The 18,697-nt window shown below is 69.3% G+C and carries 31 protein-coding genes; all 31 read left to right on the forward strand.

The window, feature by feature from the left end; translation table 11 throughout:
* Window positions 1–225 precede the first annotated feature (225 nt).
* A complete protein-coding gene (locus AC067N_RS36275; protein WP_478683201.1) occupies window positions 226–462 on the forward strand; it encodes a hypothetical protein in 237 nt (78 codons plus the stop codon).
* 3 nt (window positions 463–465) lie between these two features.
* Window positions 466–747, forward strand: coding sequence for a helix-turn-helix domain-containing protein (locus AC067N_RS36280; RefSeq protein ID WP_478683202.1), 282 nt, complete (start codon window positions 466–468; stop codon window positions 745–747).
* 90 nt (window positions 748–837) lie between these two features.
* Window positions 838–1,119, forward strand: a complete 282-nt coding sequence (locus tag AC067N_RS36285) for a hypothetical protein (protein ID WP_478683203.1) — start codon at window positions 838–840, stop codon at window positions 1,117–1,119.
* The gene (locus AC067N_RS36290; RefSeq protein WP_478683204.1) at window positions 1,116–1,379 is read left to right on the forward strand and encodes a hypothetical protein; all 264 of its coding nucleotides are present in this window, start codon (window positions 1,116–1,118) and stop codon (window positions 1,377–1,379) included. Before AC067N_RS36285 ends, AC067N_RS36290 begins: the two co-directional genes overlap by 4 nt.
* Window positions 1,376–2,101, forward strand: a complete 726-nt coding sequence (locus tag AC067N_RS36295; protein WP_478683205.1) for a hypothetical protein — start codon at window positions 1,376–1,378, stop codon at window positions 2,099–2,101. The genes AC067N_RS36290 and AC067N_RS36295 overlap by 4 nt, the downstream gene beginning before the upstream one ends.
* Window positions 2,098–2,706 (forward strand): hypothetical protein, encoded by a 609-nt coding sequence (locus tag AC067N_RS36300; protein ID WP_478683206.1) that lies wholly within the window; start codon window positions 2,098–2,100, stop codon window positions 2,704–2,706. The genes AC067N_RS36295 and AC067N_RS36300 overlap by 4 nt, the downstream gene beginning before the upstream one ends.
* Window positions 2,703–3,287: a hypothetical protein gene (locus tag AC067N_RS36305; protein WP_478683207.1), complete on the forward strand. Its 585-nt coding sequence runs from the start codon at window positions 2,703–2,705 to the stop codon at window positions 3,285–3,287. Before AC067N_RS36300 ends, AC067N_RS36305 begins: the two co-directional genes overlap by 4 nt.
* On the forward strand, window positions 3,284–3,511 hold the full coding sequence (locus tag AC067N_RS36310; protein ID WP_478683208.1) for a hypothetical protein: 228 nt from the start codon (window positions 3,284–3,286) through the stop codon (window positions 3,509–3,511). The genes AC067N_RS36305 and AC067N_RS36310 overlap by 4 nt, the downstream gene beginning before the upstream one ends.
* Window positions 3,508–3,864: a hypothetical protein gene (locus tag AC067N_RS36315; RefSeq protein ID WP_478683209.1), complete on the forward strand. Its 357-nt coding sequence runs from the start codon at window positions 3,508–3,510 to the stop codon at window positions 3,862–3,864. The genes AC067N_RS36310 and AC067N_RS36315 overlap by 4 nt, the downstream gene beginning before the upstream one ends.
* Window positions 3,861–4,901, forward strand: coding sequence for a DUF5131 family protein (locus AC067N_RS36320; RefSeq protein ID WP_478683210.1), 1,041 nt, complete (start codon window positions 3,861–3,863; stop codon window positions 4,899–4,901). The genes AC067N_RS36315 and AC067N_RS36320 overlap by 4 nt, the downstream gene beginning before the upstream one ends.
* Window positions 4,902–5,052: 151 nt before the next feature.
* Window positions 5,053–5,409, forward strand: a complete 357-nt coding sequence (locus tag AC067N_RS36325; protein ID WP_478683211.1) for a DUF6197 family protein — start codon at window positions 5,053–5,055, stop codon at window positions 5,407–5,409.
* The gene (locus AC067N_RS36330) at window positions 5,406–5,831 is read left to right on the forward strand and encodes a hypothetical protein (RefSeq protein ID WP_478683212.1); all 426 of its coding nucleotides are present in this window, start codon (window positions 5,406–5,408) and stop codon (window positions 5,829–5,831) included. The genes AC067N_RS36325 and AC067N_RS36330 overlap by 4 nt, the downstream gene beginning before the upstream one ends.
* Before the next feature lie 137 nt (window positions 5,832–5,968).
* Entirely contained in the window at window positions 5,969–6,223 is a 255-nt protein-coding gene (locus AC067N_RS36335) for a hypothetical protein (protein ID WP_478683213.1), read from the forward strand.
* Window positions 6,220–6,930 (forward strand): 3'-5' exonuclease, encoded by a 711-nt coding sequence (locus tag AC067N_RS36340; protein ID WP_478683214.1) that lies wholly within the window; start codon window positions 6,220–6,222, stop codon window positions 6,928–6,930. The genes AC067N_RS36335 and AC067N_RS36340 overlap by 4 nt, the downstream gene beginning before the upstream one ends.
* On the forward strand, window positions 6,927–7,754 hold the full coding sequence (locus AC067N_RS36345) for a PD-(D/E)XK nuclease-like domain-containing protein (protein WP_478683215.1): 828 nt from the start codon (window positions 6,927–6,929) through the stop codon (window positions 7,752–7,754). Before AC067N_RS36340 ends, AC067N_RS36345 begins: the two co-directional genes overlap by 4 nt.
* Before the next feature lie 11 nt (window positions 7,755–7,765).
* Complete coding sequence (locus tag AC067N_RS36350; protein ID WP_478683216.1) at window positions 7,766–8,539, forward strand: ATP-binding protein; 774 nt, start codon at window positions 7,766–7,768, stop codon at window positions 8,537–8,539.
* A 60-nt stretch (window positions 8,540–8,599) separates the two neighbouring features.
* Entirely contained in the window at window positions 8,600–8,986 is a 387-nt protein-coding gene (locus AC067N_RS36355) for a hypothetical protein (RefSeq protein ID WP_478683217.1), read from the forward strand.
* Entirely contained in the window at window positions 8,986–9,165 is a 180-nt protein-coding gene (locus tag AC067N_RS36360) for a hypothetical protein (protein WP_478683218.1), read from the forward strand. Before AC067N_RS36355 ends, AC067N_RS36360 begins: the two co-directional genes overlap by 1 nt.
* Window positions 9,162–10,013: a hypothetical protein gene (locus AC067N_RS36365; protein WP_478683219.1), complete on the forward strand. Its 852-nt coding sequence runs from the start codon at window positions 9,162–9,164 to the stop codon at window positions 10,011–10,013. Before AC067N_RS36360 ends, AC067N_RS36365 begins: the two co-directional genes overlap by 4 nt.
* A complete protein-coding gene (locus AC067N_RS36370) occupies window positions 10,010–10,267 on the forward strand; it encodes a WhiB family transcriptional regulator (protein WP_478683220.1) in 258 nt (85 codons plus the stop codon). The genes AC067N_RS36365 and AC067N_RS36370 overlap by 4 nt, the downstream gene beginning before the upstream one ends.
* Window positions 10,267–12,051, forward strand: coding sequence for a DNA cytosine methyltransferase (locus tag AC067N_RS36375; protein WP_478683221.1), 1,785 nt, complete (start codon window positions 10,267–10,269; stop codon window positions 12,049–12,051). The genes AC067N_RS36370 and AC067N_RS36375 overlap by 1 nt, the downstream gene beginning before the upstream one ends.
* Entirely contained in the window at window positions 12,048–12,689 is a 642-nt protein-coding gene (locus AC067N_RS36380) for an HNH endonuclease (protein WP_478683222.1), read from the forward strand. The genes AC067N_RS36375 and AC067N_RS36380 overlap by 4 nt, the downstream gene beginning before the upstream one ends.
* Window positions 12,686–13,474, forward strand: a complete 789-nt coding sequence (locus tag AC067N_RS36385; RefSeq protein WP_478683223.1) for a hypothetical protein — start codon at window positions 12,686–12,688, stop codon at window positions 13,472–13,474. Before AC067N_RS36380 ends, AC067N_RS36385 begins: the two co-directional genes overlap by 4 nt.
* An 82-nt stretch (window positions 13,475–13,556) precedes the next feature.
* Window positions 13,557–14,408, forward strand: a complete 852-nt coding sequence (locus AC067N_RS36390) for a hypothetical protein (protein ID WP_478683224.1) — start codon at window positions 13,557–13,559, stop codon at window positions 14,406–14,408.
* Window positions 14,392–15,003 (forward strand): DnaA ATPase domain-containing protein, encoded by a 612-nt coding sequence (locus AC067N_RS36395; RefSeq protein ID WP_478683225.1) that lies wholly within the window; start codon window positions 14,392–14,394, stop codon window positions 15,001–15,003. Before AC067N_RS36390 ends, AC067N_RS36395 begins: the two co-directional genes overlap by 17 nt.
* A gap of 44 nt (window positions 15,004–15,047) precedes the next feature.
* Entirely contained in the window at window positions 15,048–16,412 is a 1,365-nt protein-coding gene (locus AC067N_RS36400; RefSeq protein WP_478683226.1) for a replicative DNA helicase, read from the forward strand.
* Window positions 16,409–16,648: a hypothetical protein gene (locus AC067N_RS36405; RefSeq protein WP_478683227.1), complete on the forward strand. Its 240-nt coding sequence runs from the start codon at window positions 16,409–16,411 to the stop codon at window positions 16,646–16,648. The genes AC067N_RS36400 and AC067N_RS36405 overlap by 4 nt, the downstream gene beginning before the upstream one ends.
* Window positions 16,649–16,661: 13 nt before the next feature.
* A complete protein-coding gene (locus tag AC067N_RS36410; RefSeq protein ID WP_478683228.1) occupies window positions 16,662–17,066 on the forward strand; it encodes a hypothetical protein in 405 nt (134 codons plus the stop codon).
* Between the two features lie 42 nt (window positions 17,067–17,108).
* Complete coding sequence (locus AC067N_RS36415) at window positions 17,109–17,651, forward strand: hypothetical protein (protein ID WP_478683229.1); 543 nt, start codon at window positions 17,109–17,111, stop codon at window positions 17,649–17,651.
* Window positions 17,652–17,736: 85 nt separating this feature from the next.
* The gene (locus AC067N_RS36420) at window positions 17,737–18,063 is read left to right on the forward strand and encodes a hypothetical protein (protein WP_478683230.1); all 327 of its coding nucleotides are present in this window, start codon (window positions 17,737–17,739) and stop codon (window positions 18,061–18,063) included.
* Window positions 18,064–18,119: 56 nt separating this feature from the next.
* Window positions 18,120–18,509 (forward strand): hypothetical protein, encoded by a 390-nt coding sequence (locus tag AC067N_RS36425; RefSeq protein ID WP_478683231.1) that lies wholly within the window; start codon window positions 18,120–18,122, stop codon window positions 18,507–18,509.
* Window positions 18,510–18,697: the final 188 nt, after the last annotated feature.

Raw genomic sequence — 18,697 nt, forward strand, 5'->3', positions numbered from 1 at the left:
AATAGCAGGCCAGTCCGTACAACCATCTCGGGTTGGAGACGGATCGTCTACAGATCAATGGTATCCCGCCAAGATCTTTGCCGGTTCTCGACCCGAGGGCGTCCAGTTCCGTAGACGATTCGTCTCTCGTGTGCTTAACTCGTCTCATCAAGGCCGCTCCGCACCACGGGGGAACCATTGAGCCGCAGATACACGCTGAAGAGCGCCCGGATATTCCAGTGGGTCATGAAGAACCCAGGTCGAGGCGCCCCTTACGGGTACGACAGCCTGGCCGAGGCCAGCGGCTGCGGATCCGGCCTCATCGAGAAGCTCGCCACCGGGCGACAGAAGACCGCAGACGTCAACGACGCGCACTCCCTCGTGGAGGCGCTCGGTGTCGCCGTGCTGGTCCTCTTCGCGCCCAGTGCGTCTCCAGAAATGGACGATGTGTCTCCCGAGGACCCCCCCACCAAGAAGGAGTAAACCGTGCACAACAGGAAGGGGCCCCGCCCCGGCCCCCCGAAGGGCTGCCTGTGGATCGAGGATGCCGCCGCCCACCTCGGGCTGGAGCTCACCACGCTCCGCAAGTGGCGCCTCCTCGGCAAGGACGTAGCCCTCAAGATGCCCGGCTTCAAGGTTGGCCGATACGTCGCATACAAGATCACCGACCTGGACGCCTACCTCGAAGGCCAGTACCAGGCGGCGGTGACCCCCGACGCTTCCCGCGCCCACGAGTCCCGCCCGCCGGAGCCCCGCCTCGCCGCCTGACGCGGCAAACGAAGAGGCCGCCCCAACGGCCAAGTCCGGGCGACCTCGATCCACCCACACCATCCGTGAACAGAGAGGTGGACCACCACCATGTTCTCACGCACCACTTTCCCGAAGATCGTTCGCCAGACGCCCGTCAAACACGGCGACGAGATGGCGCTGACGGTGTCCACGGTTCAGATCGCCCCGCGCTACTACGACACCGTCGTCTTCGACGACAGCACCGACAAGCGGCACGACGGCTGGCTCATCGGCGGCTACGTCATCAACAAGTCCTCGAAGCGCGCCAGCACCCGTGAGGCGGCGATGGACGACCACCGCGAAGCCCTTCACGCGGCACGCACTGGAGGACCGCAGGCGGTAGCCCGATGAACGAGCTGACGGAGTTCGACCGCATCACCTCCGGCGTCCCGATGTTCACGCCGTTCCGCACGCTGTGGAACGAGGCGGAGGAGCTTCTACTGGCGACCCGGCCGGATGGCTTCGAGGTCGAGGAGATGGGCCGGCTGGCGTTCGAGGAGCTCCCGGAGGCGGAGAAGGCTGCCGCGCTGGATGAGCTGTTCTACACGTACTGGGCCGCCACGATGGCCGACCGCGAGACCCGCGCCGCGATCCAGGACGGTGCCGCATGAGCGACTACCCCGAGATCGCCGCCCACGTCGCCCGTGACGTGAAGGACGGCAAGCTGGTCGAGCTCCGCGGGGACGGCTTGTACCGGCACGCCGAGTTCAAGGCCCTGCAGGGTTGGTCCCGAATCATCCTGGTCACGTGGCCGTACAACCTGCTGGTCGCCGGCTCGCACGGCTCGTACCACTTCGAGCGGTTCGGCAAGGACACCGAGGACATGTTCGACTGGCTGCGCGGCATCCGCGTCGAGCCGGACCGGTGGGCATCGAAGCTGGTCAACGGCGCCGACAGCGTCCGCGAGTATGACCGGGAGCGGTTGGTTGCCCAGGTCAAGGCCGAGGTTGCCGAGGCTGTGAAGGACGGTGCTCCGCGTGGTCTGCGGGCTGCGGTCCGGGAGCAGATCCTGGAGAGTGACCGGCTGCACTCGCGGGACTGGGCCATGCAGATGGTCTACGACTTCGAGCACGGCGTGATCTACCGCTCCGAGTGCTCGTGCGGCGCGTCCAAGGACCACGACTCCAGCCACGACGCAACTATGTGGGGCATCTACAACGGCCACACGCGCACCGGACACGAGGTCCGGACTCGCGAGATCGGCGGTTTCGCTTTCTCCGATGTCGGCGACTGGGCCTTGGACAAGGTGAACTATCACTTCGCCTACCAGTGCCACGCCGCCTCTTGGGCCATCGCCCAGTACGACGCCGCCCGGAAGGCGGTGGCGGCATGAGCACGGCCATGGATCGCGACCCGTTCTGGGTCGAGCAGCGCGCGAAGCATCTCGCCGAGAGGAGCACCGTCGCAGACCCGTCCGCGTGCGGCACCTGCCGCAGCAACGCCGAGGCGGGCGAGCCGGTCAAGCACGACGAATGCCAGCAGCGGGCCACGCTCCTGCAGGCACCCGACCACCCGCACTACGAGATCCTCGCCGGCTTCTCCCTGGCGGAGAACGAGCAGCTCCCGGCCCGATTCCACGTCCCGGTCTTCGACGACTGCGGTGTGCCGAACTCGTGGCTGTGCGCGGTCTGCTGGGAGGACGGCGTCGTCGTCGGGTGGCCGTGCGCCACTGCCATCAAGTACGGCACGAAGGTTTTCACCCCGCAGCACGAGGCGGAGACGGCACAGAAGCGGCAGCAGGAGGAGGTCGCCGAGCTGAAGGCGGAGAACGCCCGGCTTCGTGCGGAACTCGCCGTGGCGCGGGAGAAGGCCCTGAACGAGGCGGCCGACAGCTTCGACCGGATGGCCGACTTCGAACCGAGTCAGGGCTACCGCGCTCGCGTCATGCGCGGCGCCGCCAACGACATCCGCCGACTCATCAAGGCGGTGGACGCGTGAACGCCGCCGAGTTCAACGCCCTGTACGAGGTCGGTGTCCCGGTGTTCGCCTACCCGGGCGCGCGTCCGGAGGACTTCCCGAAGGCCACCCGCCTCGTCACCCGAACCCGCAGCAAGGCGTCCGTCCTGGGCGGCCACACCGACGTCGTCTGGGTGGACGGCCATAGCGCCTGCATCGCCCTATCGCACGTGGACGTGGTGTCGGAGGCGGCGTTCGAGGAGGCGCTGCTGGCGGACACGGTCAAGCGCGAGGGCGCGTTGCCGATGCCTGCCGGGCGGGAACCGAAGACCCTCGACGAAGCGCGACTCGCGGAGATCCGGAGCCTGCTGCGGTACGAGACGTCGATCTCGTTCCACAGCGCTCGCGCCAAGGAGTCGATGCTCCTGCTGCTCGCAGAGGTCGAGCAGTGGCGGGCGACCTACGGCGCAGATTCCCTCACCGGTGCACTCAAGCGCATGCGGAGCGCTGAGGCACGCGTCGCCGAGTTGGAGAAGGACTCCCGCACGTTGGCCGCCCTCCATGCGGCCGGCGTGGACAACTGGGAGGGCTACGACGACGCCGTTCAGGGGGTCGACCGATGACGCGTCCGATCTCCGACCTGGATGTGCTCCTGGCGCGTCTGGAGGCCGACATTCAGGCCCTGGCCGCCCTGCGTTTGCGGGCGGGTGCGGTGGCCGAGCAGCGGCATCTCCTCGACTCGGCCGACCGCGCGTTCGCCGCGCTGGCCTGCGCCTGCCCCGACGGCTGCTCGTGTGCCGCCGACTACCCGAGCTGGACCCCGACGACCAAGGAGAAGACGTCGTGATGCTCGTCGCCGAACACCTGCCGGCTCGGCCGCGTAAGGCCTCCGCGGCCCGGCGCCGACGCCACCACTCCCGGCTCCCGTACCGGCTCCACCAGCACGCTCCGGCCGCCGCATCGATCCTCCTCGCCCCGGTGTGGACGGACACGCAGGGCCCGCAGGAGCGCGTCTTCGTGGCCCGCGCCCTCGACGCCAACGGTGAGCCCGTGCGAATCCAGCCGGGCGGCTCCCGCCAGATCGCATCCCTGCTGCAGGGTGCGTTCCCGGGCGCGGACTGGAACCAGGCCCAGACGTGGCACGCCAAGACGAACCAGCTCACCACCTGGCAGCAGCAGGAACGGCGGGTGGCGGCATGAGTGAGTCCTCCAAGATCGAGTGGACGGATGCGACGTGGAACGTCGTCACCGGCTGCGAGAAGGTGTCGCCCGGCTGCGACAACTGCTACGCCGAGACGTTCGCCGAGCGCTGGCGTGGCGTCCCCGGCCACCACTTCGAGACGGGCTTCGATGTCACCCTCCGCCCCGAGCGGCTGGACATCCCGTTCCGCTGGCGCAAGCCCAAGCGGATCTTCGTAAACAGCATGTCCGACCTGTTCCACAAGGGCATCCCCGACTCGTACATCGCCCGGGTTTTCGCTGTGATGGCCCGTACACCACAGCACACCTACCAGGTGCTGACGAAGCGCCACGGCCGGATGCGCTCGCTGGTCGGAAGCCTCATCGACGGCGGTCAGAGTCTCCTTGAAGCCGCGCCCGACGAGGAGACCGCACTGGCCCTGTACGACACCGTCTGGCCGCTTCCGAATGTGTGGTTGGGCGTGAGCGTCGAGGACCAGAAGCGTGCCGACCTGCGCATCCCCGCCCTAGTCGACACGGCGGCTGCAGTCCGCTTCCTGTCGTGCGAACCACTCCTCGGGCCGGTCGACCTCACCGCATGGATGCCGGAAGGCCACGCCAGCTGGCGCTGCCAGGGTCCCGACTGCCGACGCTTCTACAGCGGCCCTCTCCAGCCCGTCTGCCCGGATTGCGGGCGCGAAGGCCACTGGAGCGGCACCCACACCGGCAACGGACGCCCGAACGGGCAGCCCATCGGCTGGGTCATCGCCGGCGGCGAGTCCGGGCGCGGAGCCCGACCGATGAGCCCTGACTGGGCGCGCAGCATCCGGGATCAGGCCCAAGCGGCGGGCGTGCCCTACCTGTTCAAGCAGTGGGGCGAGTACCAGCCCACGGATTGGAAGGTCATCGGCCGCCCGTCCGACCGGCGCAACGTCCTCGTCGGCGACCCGATCGACGACCTCGGCCACCGCTGGGAGATGCGCCGCGTCGGCAAGGGCAAGGCCGGCCGAGAACTGGACGGGCGGACCTGGGACGAGTTCCCCGCGGCTGTGGCATGACCACCCCGCCACCCCGTCTGTCGCCGACCGCGGGCCTGTTCATCACGCTCCTCCGGCTCCTCAACCTCCGCCTCACCGCGCGGGCCCTGGAGTTGGAAGCGCAGATCGCCATCGAAACCGCCGCACACCAACAGACGAAAGGAGGAGCGCCGTGACCACCACCGCACCCGCCGACACCACGATCGCCGAAGTGCTGGACAAAGCCGCCAAGCACATCGAGACAGTCGGCTACTGCAAGAAGTACCTGTACAACGCCCGCCAGGCCGCGAACGGGCTGCCCCTCAACCAGTGCCAGGTCGACCTGATCGGCGCCATCAACGTGGCCGTGCACGGCACACCCCGGCACGTCGGCGGCGACCCCCTGACCCGGCTCACCGAGCAGGCCTTGGAGGCACGCATCGCAGCACCGTCGGTGGCGGCCTGGTGCGACTACCCCGGCAACGGCAAGGACACGGCCATCAGCCTCCTGCAGAACACCGCGGCCGAGCTCCGCCGGGAGGACCAGTGAGCATCACCGACCTGCTGCCGATCCGCATCAGCCTGCGGGACAAGCCTTCCGGCAAGCACCGGGAGGACGACACCGTCGACTTGCTGCAGTGCAAGCTGGCCGGCGCGCGACTGCGCATCCAGATCATGCGGGTCCAGCTCGACGACCAGGACCTCGCGCACGCCGAAGCGATCGCCCGCATCGACGCCCGGCACGCGGAAGTCGTGGACGGCATGCAGCGGCAGATCGACGAGCTGCAGCGCCGCCTCGACATCGCCTGCAAGGCGGAGACCGCGGTGACGGCGACGCAGGAGTTGAGCGTCGACGAGATCCGGCAGCACTGCATCACGCCGGTGCCGCTCCACCTGTCGCCGCAGGCCCGCCGGGATCCGACGCACGTGCCCGCCTGGGCGCAGCGAGACGACCCCGAACCCGCGGCCTGACCCACATCCCCCATAGCGGGCGCCTGTCGAGCCTCCCCCAAGCTCCAGGCGCCACCCGAGGGCCTCCGCCCCGACCACCCCCCGGCGGGGCGGAGGCCCATCCATCCGCACACCCTGAACACGCCCAGGAGAGCAACATGAGCCCCAGCAGCCCCACCATCAGCCGCGAAGTCGCCGCCCACGTCCTCTCCCACTTCGGGCGTCCCGGCGGCTACCCGGCCGGCGACTGGACCGAATCCCTCATCAGCCTCATCGACCGCGCCGACATGACCCACCGGGCCCGGCTGCTCGGCGCGTTCCCCGACTACGGGGCCGCCATCACCCTCGCCAAGTACGACGAGAACGGCATCGCCACCCTCCAGGCCATCGCGGCGGGCGAGGTGGCCGCATGACCACCATCGCCTTCGTCGACACCGAGACCACCCACCTCGACCCGCGCCACGGCGACGCGTGGGAGATCGCCGTCATCCGCCGCCGCGAAGACGGCGTCGACTGCGAGTACGTGTGGCAGGTCCGCCCTGACCTCGCCGAGGCAGACCCCGAGGCCCTGAAGATCGGCCGCTTCCACGAGCGCTTCGCCGTCCCCGACGGCTGGGACGCCATTGAGTTCTTCCCGGCTGGTGGCCCGCCGCTGAAGTCGACGCTGCCCGAGATGCTGTTCGATCTCCAGGAAGCACTCCAAAGCTCCGTCATCGTCGGATCGAACCCGGGCTTCGACGTGGCATTCCTGACCAAGCTGCTGCAGGCGCACGGCCGCAAGTTGCCCTGGCACTACCGCCCGGTCGACATCGCCACACTCGCCGTCGGCGCCCTTTACGGGCGGGCCAGTGAGTGGACCCGCAAAGACTGCGACGCCGCCTGGTACGGCAAGGTCGCCAAGGCTGTCGGCTGGCCCTGGAAGTCCTACGACGTCTCCCGGCACGTCGAGGTCGAGCCGCCGGCCAAGGACGTTGCGCACACCGCGCTCGGCGACGCCCGATGGGCCCGAGACGTGTGGGACGCCGTCACCATCCCGGACGCCTTCTACTCCGCCTCCGATGAGCAGCTCGCGCAGATGGCGGGCGAGGCCCTGTCGCGGATGCACGGAGGGCAGCAGTGACCGCGGCGCCGGTCGAGGTCGAGCCCGGCCTGTACGACATTCCCGCCGAGCTGTACCACTCCGACCCCATCCCCGGCGGCAGCCTCTCCTCCACCGGCGCCCGCAAGCTCATCACCGACTGCCCCGCCAAGTTCAAGCACTGGCTCGACAACCCCCAACCCCACAACAAGGCCCTCGAACTCGGCACCGCCGCCCACAAGCTGGTGCTCGATGACGGCCCGGAGTTGGTCCTCGTCGACGCGGCCCGCTGGGACACCGACGCCATCAGGGCCGAAGTCGCTGACATAAGGGCAGCGGGCAACATCCCGCTCAAGCGGCACGAACTCGACCAGGTCGAGGCCATGGCCGCCGCTCTCCGCGCCGAGCCCGCAGCGGCCCGGCTGCTGGAGCCGGGCTCCGGCGTCGCCGAGCAGTCCGCGTTCTGGGAGGACAACGGCATCTGGCGTCGCTGCCGCTTCGACTGGCTTCGCCACGACGGCCAGATCGTCGACTACAAGACCGCCCGATCCTGCCGCCGCGAAGACCTGGAGAAGGCGTTCAACGAGCACGGCTACCACCAGCAGCAGGAGTGGTACCTCGACGGCGGCCTCGCCCTCGACCTCGTCGACCCTGAGAAACCGTTCCAGTTCGTGCTGCAGGAGAAAGAGCCGCCCTACCTCGTGGTGGTCACCACCTGCGACCCGATGGCCCGCAGCATCGGCCGCCACCTCAACGAGGTCGCCCTCAACACCTACGCCGTCTGCCGCGAACGCGACGAGTGGCACGGCTACCTGCCCAACCCGATGACCGCGCTGCCCTCTTGGGTCGAGCGCCAGTACGCCTAGGAGAACCCCCAATGTCCCAGCTCCCGCCGCCGGTCCGTACCGGACGGCCCGCCGCCGAACAGAACGGCGCCCCCGCGCAGTTCGCGTTCCGGCCCGCGTCCAAGGCCGGCCGTAAGGCCCGCCTGTCCATCCAGGGCATGTCCGGCTCCGGCAAGACGTGGACCGGCCTCAGCATCTGCCACGGCCTCTCCGAGGGCCGAAGGTTCGCCGTCATCGACACCGAGCGTGGAGCCGCCAGCCTGTACGCCGGCCACCTCGGCATCCAGTTCGACACCCTGCCGATGACCCGCTATGACCCCCGCGACCTCGGCCGTGCTCTCGACGCCGCCGCCCAGGCCGGTTACCCCACCGTGTTCGTCGACAGCCTCTCCCACTACTGGAAGGGCACCGACGGCACGCTCGACCAGGTCGAGAAGGCCAAGGCCAAGTACGGCGGCAACAAGTTCGCCGGCTGGAAAGACGGCACGCCCATGCAGAACGACATGGTCGCCGCGATCCTCGACTACCCCGGGCACGTCGTCTGCTCGATGCGCTCCTACACGGAGTGGGTGCTGGAGAACGGCAAGCCGCAGCGGGTCGGCATGCGGCCCGAGCAGCGCAAAGGGATCGAGTACGAGTTCGACCTCGCGGTGGCGATGGACCTCGACAACCGGCTCGAAGTCCTCAAGTCCCGCTGCCCGTCGCTCCACCGCAAGGTCATCGACCGGCCCAACGGGGCCCGCGACATCGCCGCCCCACTCCTCGCCTGGCTCGCCGCCGAACCCGAGACCACCACCGAGCAGTAGCCCGCACGCCGAAGGCCGCCCCGCGGGAATCGGGGCGGCCCCTCACCTCAAGGACACCACATGCAGCTGACTCCCGCCGAGGCCAAGGCCCGCGCCGCCCAGATCCTCGCCGCCCTGCAGCCCACTGTTACCCAGTGGACGACCGCCGTCCTCGACCAGGCAGTCCTCCATCTCGCCGACACCGGCCGCCCGTTCGGCATGAACGACATACGCCTGATCGCCCCCGAGGACGAGTGCCGCAAGGCTGGCCTGTACTTCGCCGCCCTCACTGGCCATGACGCTCTCCACCCCGACGAGCCGCAGCTGCTCCGCAAAGTGGGCGAGGAGCCGTCGATCAACCCGAAGGCCCACGGCAAAAAGGTCAACGTCTACCTGCTGACCCGCGCCGGCCGGAAGTTCATCACCGACCGCCGCGCCGCCCGCGCCAAGCAGCCGAAGGCGGCGTGATGGGCCGCCTCATCACCGCCCTCCCCGCCCTCGCCTACGCCGGGGCCATGCTCACCGCCGCCGTCTGGGCCGTCGCCCACGCCATCCGCGGAGACCGGCACCTCACCCGCCGCGACATCCGCCACCTCGAGCCCTACGCCAACCACCCCGCCAACCGCACTCGGAAGGAGAAGCCGTGACGACCGCCGTCCGCGAAGCCCCCCACCACAACACCGTCACGTGCGTGAAGCACTACGGCTGCAAGCGCGTCGAGTGCCTCGACCGGGTCAGGGCCTACCAGACGGCATGGCGCCGCAACCGAGTAGGCAACCTCGCCCTCGTCGACGCCGAACCCGTCCGCCAGCACCTGCAACTCCTCGCAGCAGCCAACATCGGCCCGCGCCGCATCTCCACCCTCACCGGGCTCGCCGTCGAAACCATCGCTGGCTTCACCCGCCCCTACGGCAGCGGCGACGGCCGACGCTTCGGCCGCAAGCACAAAGTCCGCCCCGAAGTCGCCGCCAAAATCCTCGCCCTCGACCCCGACAGCATCACCCCCGGCGTCACCCACGCCATCGGATCCCTCCGGCGCGTCCAGGCTCTGAACGCTGCAGGCTGGCCCAACGCCCACCTCGTCACGCTCCTGCCGCACGGAAACCGGCCGCTGCACACACTGCCGCGGCAGACCCACTTGTACGCCCGCACCGCCGACGCCATCGCCGACCTCTACGACGAACTCAGCAGCAAGCGGCCAGAGCGTTGCGGTGTACGCCCCACCTCCGCAAACCGCTCACGGCTGCGCGCACAGCGCAACAACTGGCCCACGATCGCCTACTGGGCCGAGCGGATGGACGTCATCGACGACCCCGACTTCGAGCCCCTGTACGGGGTGACCCGCAGGGAGATCGTCGCCCAGGACGCGAACGAGCTGATGCGGATCAGCGGCCTCAACAAGGTTGCCGCCGCCGAACGCCTCGGCGTCAGCAAGTCGTACATCGAGCACGCCTTCCGCGACCACCCCCAGTACGCGATCGAGGTGGCCGCGTGAGCCGCTACGACTGGATGACCGACGCCCGCTGCGCCCAGATCGACCCCGACCTGTGGACCCCCGACGGGCCCGGCAACACCTACCGCGACGCCCGCCTCATCTGCGAACGCTGCCCCGTCCGGGCCGAATGCGAGGCCCACGCCGACACGCTCGCCCAGCAGGCCGACATCAGCCTCCACGGCATGTGGGCCGGCGTGTCCCCACGGAAGCGACACACCACCCACCACCCCGAAACCGAAAGGGCAGCCGCCTGATGTACCGCCACGACAACGACTCGCTGTCCGTCATGGACTGGTTCTGCGGTGCTGGCGGCTCCAGCCAGGGCATGCACTCCATCCCCGGCGTCCGCATGGCCCGCGCTGCCAACCACTGGGAGCGGGCGATCGAGTCACACTCCGCGAACTTCCCCGAGGTCGACCACTACCGCGGCGACATCCGCGAGGCGCCCGTCGAGAAGTGGCCCGTCACCGACATCTTCTGGGCCTCCCCGGAATGCCCGCAGTGGTCCAACGCCCGCGGCAAGAAGCGCGACTTCGACGCCTCCCTCCAGGGCGACCTCTTCGACGGCTTCGGCCCGAGCGAGGAAGTCGAGCGCTCCCGCGCCCTCATGGAGGAAGTCCCCATGTACCTGCGCGGCGTCAAGGCGGGCGTCGTCGAGAACGTCGTCGACGTCCGCGCCTGGGACCAGTGGGACCGCTGGCTCGGCGAGATCCGCAAGCTCGGCTACCGCACGCGGGTCATCGCCCTCAACAGCATGCATGCCGACCCGCGCACCGTGCACAAGGCCCCGCAGTCCCGTGACCGGCTGTACGTCGCCTACTGGCACGAGAGCCTGCGCCGTACCCCGGACTGGGACAAGTGGCTTCGCCCGCGCGCCTGGTGCCCCGGCTGCGACACGTGGGTGCGCGCCGTGCAGCGGTTCAAGCAGCCCGGCCGGGACATGGGCCGCTACCGGCAGCAGTACGTCTACCGCTGCCCGAACACGAAGTGCCGCAACCAGGTCGTCGAGCCCGAGACCCTCCCCGCGGCCGTCGCGATCGACTGGACCCTGCCGGGGCAGCGGATCGGCGACCGTGCGAAGCCCCTCGCGGACAAGACGCTCGCCCGGATCCAGGCCGGCCTCGACAAGTTCGCCCGACCGATCACCCTGGAGGCAGCGGGCAACACCTTCGAGCGGCGCCCCGGCGTCCGTACCTGGCCCGTCGACGCACCGATCACCACCCAAACGACCACCGCCACCAAGGCCGTCGCCTACGAGCCGTTCATGGTCCCGGCCGGGGGTACCTGGCGCAACGACCCGTCCAGCGTCCTCGACCCGATGGCCTGCCGCACCACCCGCGAGAACGACGGCCTTGCCATACCGCCCCTTCTCATCCCCGTCGAGGGGCGCGATGGCAAGGAGCCCGCCTCCGCGAACAACCCGTTGCGCACCCAGACCGCCCGCAACGAGACCGGCCTGGCCTGGCTGCCGTTCATGGTCACCATGCGCGGAGGAGGCGACCAGCTCCGAGGACGCTCCATCGAGGAGCCCGTCGGCACCGTCTCCGCGAACGGCAACCACCACGGCCTCGTCACCCCGAACATCCCCGCGTTCGTGATGCGAAACAACACCCCGCGCGGCGACGCCGGGCAGATGTGCACGAGCGCCGACGAGTACTTCCGCACCATGACCACGGCCGGCCACCAGTCGCTCGTCACCTGGGAACACCTCCTCGTCCCGTACTACGGCAACGGCCAGGCCCGCACCGTTCGGGAACCCGTCGGCACCCTGTCGACCCGCGACCGCTACGCCCTGGTCAGCGGCGATGTCGACATCAACGACGTCCTCTTCCGGATGCTCGAACCCCACGAGATCGGCCGCGCGATGTCCTTCGGCGACACGTACATCGTGCTCGGCAACAAGCGGGAGAAGGTGAGGCAACTTGGCAATGCTGTTACTCCGCCAGCCGCCGAGGTCATCGTCGCGGCCCTCGTCGAGGCCATCACCGGCGAGGAACTGGATCGCTACGCCGAGCCGGACCTGGCGGTGGCGGCATGAGGGGCATCAAGGGCAGCAGCACGGTATGCGCCGTCGGGACCTGCGACCGCCGAGTTCGCCGTAACGGGCTTTGCGAGTTGCATGACAGCCGCTTGAAGCGCACCGGCACGACGGACGATCCGCCGAAGAAGACGCTCGCCGACCGTTTCTGGTCCAAGGTCGAGCGTCGCGGCGCCGACGACTGCTGGCCGTGGACTGCGGCGACGAACGAGCACGGCTACGGCGTGATGCGACCGGCGGGGCAACGCTCCGGGCCAACGGTCAAGGCGCACCGGGTCTCTCTGATGTTGGCCGGCGTGGACATCGACGGCCTAGTGATCCGTCACTCCTGCGACAACCCGCCCTGCGTGAACCCCGCGCACTTGTCCGTCGGCACCAAGGCGGACAACTCCGCCGACATGGTGGCCAGAGGCCGGTCGCCCCGGGGCAGCCGAAGCGGCGCGAGCAAGCTCACCGAAAGCCAGGTAGCCGAAATACGGGCCCGCCAGGCAGCCGGAGAACTGCACCGCGTCCTCGCCGCGGACTACGGAGTCAGCCGCGTCACGATCACCAACATCGTCAGCGGAAAGACCTGGCGCCACGTCACCGGCGAGGACATCGACCGGCACGCCGAGCCGCAGTTCGAGGCCGCAGCATGAGCGCCCCGACCGCCCGCCCGCACGGCAACGCGAAGTACCACCTCGAACACTGCCGCTGCCCCCTCTGTACCCAGGCGGCCCGCGACTACGAGAACAACCGCTACCGGGCCATCGCTTACGGCCGCTGGCAGCCGTTTGTGGACGCCGAACCCGTCCGCCAGCACGTCCGGGCGCTCGGCGAGTTCGGCATCGGCTGGATGCGCGCCGCCAAGCTCGCCGGCGTCTCCACCGGCGGCGTCTCCAAGCTGCTGTACGGCGACCGGCTACGCGGCCTCGCCCCATCACGGCGAGTGCGCCCCGAGACGGCCCTGAAACTGCTGGCAGTCGAACCGACCCTGGACAACCTCGGCGACCGGACAGCAGTCGACGGGACCGGAACACGGCGACGGCTCCAAGCCCTCGTCTACGCAGGCTGGACCCAGTCAGAGCTGGCCCGACGTATCCAGGTGAACCGCGCCAACTTCGCAAAGACCATCGTCAGTGGCCTCGTCGAGGTGGCCACGCTGAAGACGACGCGTCGCCTGTACGACGAACTCTGGCGCGTTGATCCCGTCGAAGCCGGCGTCCCGGCGTGGCGGGCGGCAGCAGCCAGGCAGATCGCTACATCCCGAGGCTGGGCCCCGATCGGCGCTTGGGATGACGACCGCATCGACGACCCGGACGCATTCCCCGACTGGACCGGCTGGTGCGGCACCCCGAAGGGGCGATCAATCCACTACCGCATCGGCATCCCCGTCTGCGCGTCATGCCGAAATGCGTGCGCCCGACAACGGTCCGCCGCGTGACCGCGGGCCGCCGGCCGCGCGACCGGCCCTGACCAGCAACACACCGACACCCCATCCGCAGCTTTCGAAAGAAGACCACCCCATGGCACGGATCCGCTCGATCAAGCCGGAGTTCTTCACCTCCCTGACGATCGCCGAGCAGCCGTTGTCCGCGCGCCTCACCTTCATCGGCCTGTGGACCTACGTCGACGACAACGGCGTCGGCCAGGCGGACCCGCGTCTCATCCGGGCCGCCATCTGGCCCCTCGAAGAGGCTCCGGACATCCTCCAGAGGACTCGCGAGGATCTCCAGAGCCTTCAGGAAGGCCGCCTCATCACCCTGTACGAGGCCTCCGGACGGCCTCTCGTGTACGTCAACAGCTGGAACGAGCACCAGAAAGTCAGCCACCCGCGGAAGCCGCGATTCCCCACCCCGGACGAGGTCCCGCAGGCCGCTGACCAGCGACGTTCCGACACTCCGGAGGACCGCCGGAGTCCTCCGGAGAACCTCCAGAGCCCTCCGGAGGATGACGCCCCTGAGCAGGGAGCAGGGAGCAGGGAGCAGGGAAAAGGAATAGAGGGAAATCCGGAGCCTTCGGCATCCGGCGAAACCTCACCCCGCCCCGACGTCGAACGCGTCTGCCAACACCTGGCCGCCGTCATCGAAAAGGGCGGCACCAAGAAGCCGCGGATCACGAAGACGTGGCGCAACGACGTCCGGCTGCTGCTCGACGTCGATGACGTCACAGCCGACCAGGCCATCGCCGCCATCGACTGGGCCCACGACGACGACTTCTGGCAGGCGCACATCCTCAGCCCCGGAAAGCTCCGGGCCAAGTACGAAACCCTCCGCCGCCAAGCCCTGGCCCAGCAGCGCAAGCGTGCACCCCAAGGCCCCGCCACCGCACCCCGCGAAATGACCGAAGAGGAGATCAGCGATGCCCTCAAGTTCTGACGAGCCCACCCCCCGACAGTCCTGGATCGCCGAGCGCCGCGACGCCGCTGTCGCCACCTTCACCGCCAAGATCCCCGGTATCTACCAGGCGAGCATCGAACTCGAACAGCACATCGCCGCCTGGGCCGCCGGCCGGGCCGACTGCCCCAGCCTGTTCCTCACCGGACCCATCGGCGTCGGCAAGACCCACAGTGCCTGGCAGGCAGCACGCCAGTGGGTGCACGCCCAATTCGGCGACAGCTACCGCGGCACCCCCGTCGTCGAGGCCTACCGCTCCACGGCGCTGTTCGACGCTCTGCGACCCGACGCCCACGACAACTCCGGGCGTGCCCTGGTGAAGCACCTGCAGCGAGTGGACCTGCTGTTCATCGACGACCTCGCCGCGGCCCGCCCGTCGGCGTGGACCCAAGAGCGCCTGTTCGAGATTTTCGACGAGCGGTACATCAACCGCCGGCCCGTGCTCATCACGTGCGACGTGCTGCCCTCCGCGCTCGCCGAAGTCACCGGAGACCGGGTCCGTTCCCGCCTTGCCGAAATGTGCCGCGGCGGAGTCGTCCTCCTGCAAGGCGCCGACCGCCGCCGCGCCGCCGCCTGACAGTCCCAACCCGCCACCGCATACGACCCTGAGGAGATCAACGCGTGACCGCCGACATGTGGGAGACCCCGCTCGACGACCAGCCCGAGCAGGCCGCCCGCCCCGCCGACCTCGACGCCGAACACGTAGTCGTGGCCTCCGCCATGAGCCGCCCCGACCTCATCGACGAGATGGCCGCCGAGTTCGACCCCGCCGACATCACCACCGACTGGCTCCGCTGGACCTGGCACGCAACCGACGAGATCCGCCAGACACTCACCAAGGGCGAGATTCGCTGGCAGGCCGTCCACAAGCAGCTCGCCGCCTGGCACGCATCCGGCTACCTCCCGATCCCCCTGCCGGTCGAGCCGCAGCTAGCGGACCTGTACTTGGCGGCGAACCCGGGCGCGGCCCCCTGGTACGGCGCAAAGATCACACGGGCCGCAGTGGCCGCCCGCCTCATCGCCCACGGGCACAACGCGATCCTCCGCGGCCGGTCCGCAGCCTTCGACCCCGACGACGACATCGCCGCCATCCAGGCAGAACTCGACGGAGTCGTCCGCACGAGCGAGCAGTCAGAACTGTCCACGATCGGCGAACTCCTCAGCGACTCCCTGATCCGGGCGATCACCGAGCCGACTGCGGAAGACCGCATCCCGACCGGGTTCATCGACCTGGACGGTCTCCTGTGTGGCGGCTGGGCGCCGGGCCAACTCGTTGTCGTCGGAGCGCGCCCGGCTATGGGCAAGACCACGCTGGCACAGGACTTCGCCAGGGCCGCAGCCATCAAGAACAAGATCCCGACGCTCATCGAATCGCTCGAGATGGGCAAGGAAGAACTCTCCGACCGCATCCTGTGCGCCGAGGCCCGCATCCCGCACCACCACCTCAAGCAGGGCAAGGTCAACGACGTCGACATGGCCCGTGCCACCCGGCGGGCCCCGGACATCGCCGCCGCGCCGTTGCACGTCAACGACTCGCCGATCCTGTCGATGCCGATGCTGCGGGGCCAGGTGCGCCACTTGGTGCGAACGATCGGGCTGCGCCTGGTGGTTGTCGACTATCTGCAGCTGATGCAGGTCGCCAAGGCCGAGAACCGGCAGCAGGCCATCGCCGACCTGTCCCGGTCGCTGAAGCTCCTGGCGAAGGAGTTCGGCATCACGGTGATCATCCTGTGTCAGCTGAACCGCGGCCCGGAGCAGCGCACCGAGAAGAAGCCGATGGTCTCGGACCTGCGGGAGTCGGGGGCGATCGAGCAGGACGCCGACATCGTGATCCTTCTGCACCGCGAGGACGCCTACGAGAAGGAGTCTCCGCGAGCGGGCGAGGCCGACATGATCGTCGGCAAGCATCGCGGCGGGCCGACGGCGACGATCACCTGCGCCTTCCAAGGGCACTATGCCCGATTTGTAGACATGAGTCAGACGTGAGTCTCAGTCCGGAGGACATCGCCGCCCTCCGGAAAGACGGCGACCTCGAGAGCTACCTGCGCTCCCTCACCGGAACGCCCCCGCCCAAGCCGGCACCCGCCGAAGCGGCAGCCCCCGAAGAACCCGACTACGTCATCCCCCACCGCGGCGCCTGGCCCATCGGCACCGCCCCTAGCGGGCCCACCCCAACCCACGGCAAATGCACCTGCCCCAAGTGCGGCCTCCCCGCCGCCTGAAAGGACCCGACCCATGCTCACCGCCGCCACCGTCCGCGCCCACGGCGAGATCGACGACGCCACAGCCGCCCGCATCGCCGACTCGTGGAACGCCACCCACCCCGCCCCGCCACCAAGGAGTCACCCCATGACCAGCACAGCCAAGACCGGCGACCTGCACCTGATCATCAACCGCCCCGGCCCCGGCGACTGGTATGGACGCCTCGACGTCCTCGAAGCCCTCGAAGCCGCGGGCTGGACCGCCGACGACGACATGCCGCTCAGCATCGCCCGCCATCCGTCCGGAGCCGTCTGGGCCGTCGTCAACGAGTCCGACGACTCCGGCCTCGACTGCCCCAACGGCGCGGTCATCGAGTTCCCCGGCAGCACCCCGACCGTCGTGATTGTCGCCGCCTGCCTCGCCGCCGCCGCTGTGTGACCGGCCCCCACCACAACCACACCCCACCCGAAAGGACCGACCGTGGACACCAAGCCCCAGCCCCTCACCGACCACCAGCTCGCCGAGATCGAAGCCCGCCACACAGCCGCCACCCCCGGCCCATGGGGCACCCACCGCGACCTCAACGGCACCTACACCATCCAAGCCCGACCCCGCACCACGACCACCGGCATGAACACCGACGGCGACATCGCCACCCTGACCGCCGACCGGACGGACACCGAGTCCTACGCCAACGCCCGCTTCATCGCCCACGCACCGGCAGACGTCGCCGCACTGATCGCCGAGATCCGCCGCCTCCGCGACCAACTGGACGCCATCCAGCCTGCCGACGAGGACACGCTGCCCGCCTGGCTGTATCAGCGGTTTGCCGTAATTCACGGCATGCCTGCCTGGGACCGGATCGACGACGGGCAGCGCGCCTACTGGGAGCACCAGGCCGCCGCCGTGCGCCGCGCTGTTGCCCGCGGCGGATTCAAGGCAGTCGAGGAGACGCACGTCGTCGCCGACGACAGCGACGACCCCGAGCACATCGACGACTGCCCCGGCTGCCCCGTCGCGTGACGGTCCCGTCCATCTCGACCTCCCGCCATCGACACGAACCGCACCGTCTCGCCAAGGGTGGGGCGGCAACCAGACAGGACACGACATGACCACCGGACTCACCGTCACCGTCAACGACCAGCCCGTCCCGCTCGACGAATGCGGCTGGCTCCAACGACGGCCCTGCGGCTGCATCGTCTCCGCCGTCGTCGCCGTCGTGGAGACCGTCGACGACAGCGGCTGGGTCCTCGCGACCGCCGACCAAGCCCACCGCCACCTCAACCCGACCAAGCGCGACCGGGCCAAGGCCGACCGCGCCGGGCTCACCACCGAGCTGATCACGATGACGCACTACCGCGACCACATCGGCACCCAGTGGGAGTGCGAGGAGCACCGCACCCCGAAGCCCGCGCCCACCGCCCCCGTCGTGTAGCCCGCGATCACCCGACGACCACCCACACCACCACCGACACCGAGAAAGGCCCAGCCATGACCTACCCCGAACTGCTCACCCCCGAAGAGAAGCTCACCGACGGCAAGAAGCGCCTCAACATCCCCACCATCGTCGCCATCTGCGGATCCACCCGCTTCATGCCCGAGATGGCCGAAGCCGACCTCCAGGAGACCGCGGCCGGCCGGATCGTCGTCAAGCCTGGCTGCGACATGAAGACCCCGCACCCCCTGTGGGCCGACCCCGTCGAGGCCGAGCGCCTGAAGACGACGCTTGACGACCTGCACCGGGCGAAGATCCGGCTCGCCGACGAGGTGCTCGTCGTCGGGGACTACATCGGCGCCTCGACCACGGCGGAGATCGACTACGCCCGCGAGTTGGGCAAGCCCGTGCGGTTCACGCATCCCGAGGTCGACCCCGCGGTGTGACGCATCCGGCTACCCCGCACACCAGAACGCCGGCCGCCGGGAGGCCTAGTCCCGGCGTCCGGCCCCCTGATCATCCCCGAGGAGAAGCTGTGACCAACCACGAGACCGCCGAACTCGCCGTGGCCCGCGCTACGAACCAGCGACTGAACGCGCGCGCCCAGCGGCTGGAGTCCGAACTCGCCGCCTAC

The organism is Streptomyces sp. NPDC042364, assembly GCF_056437585.1.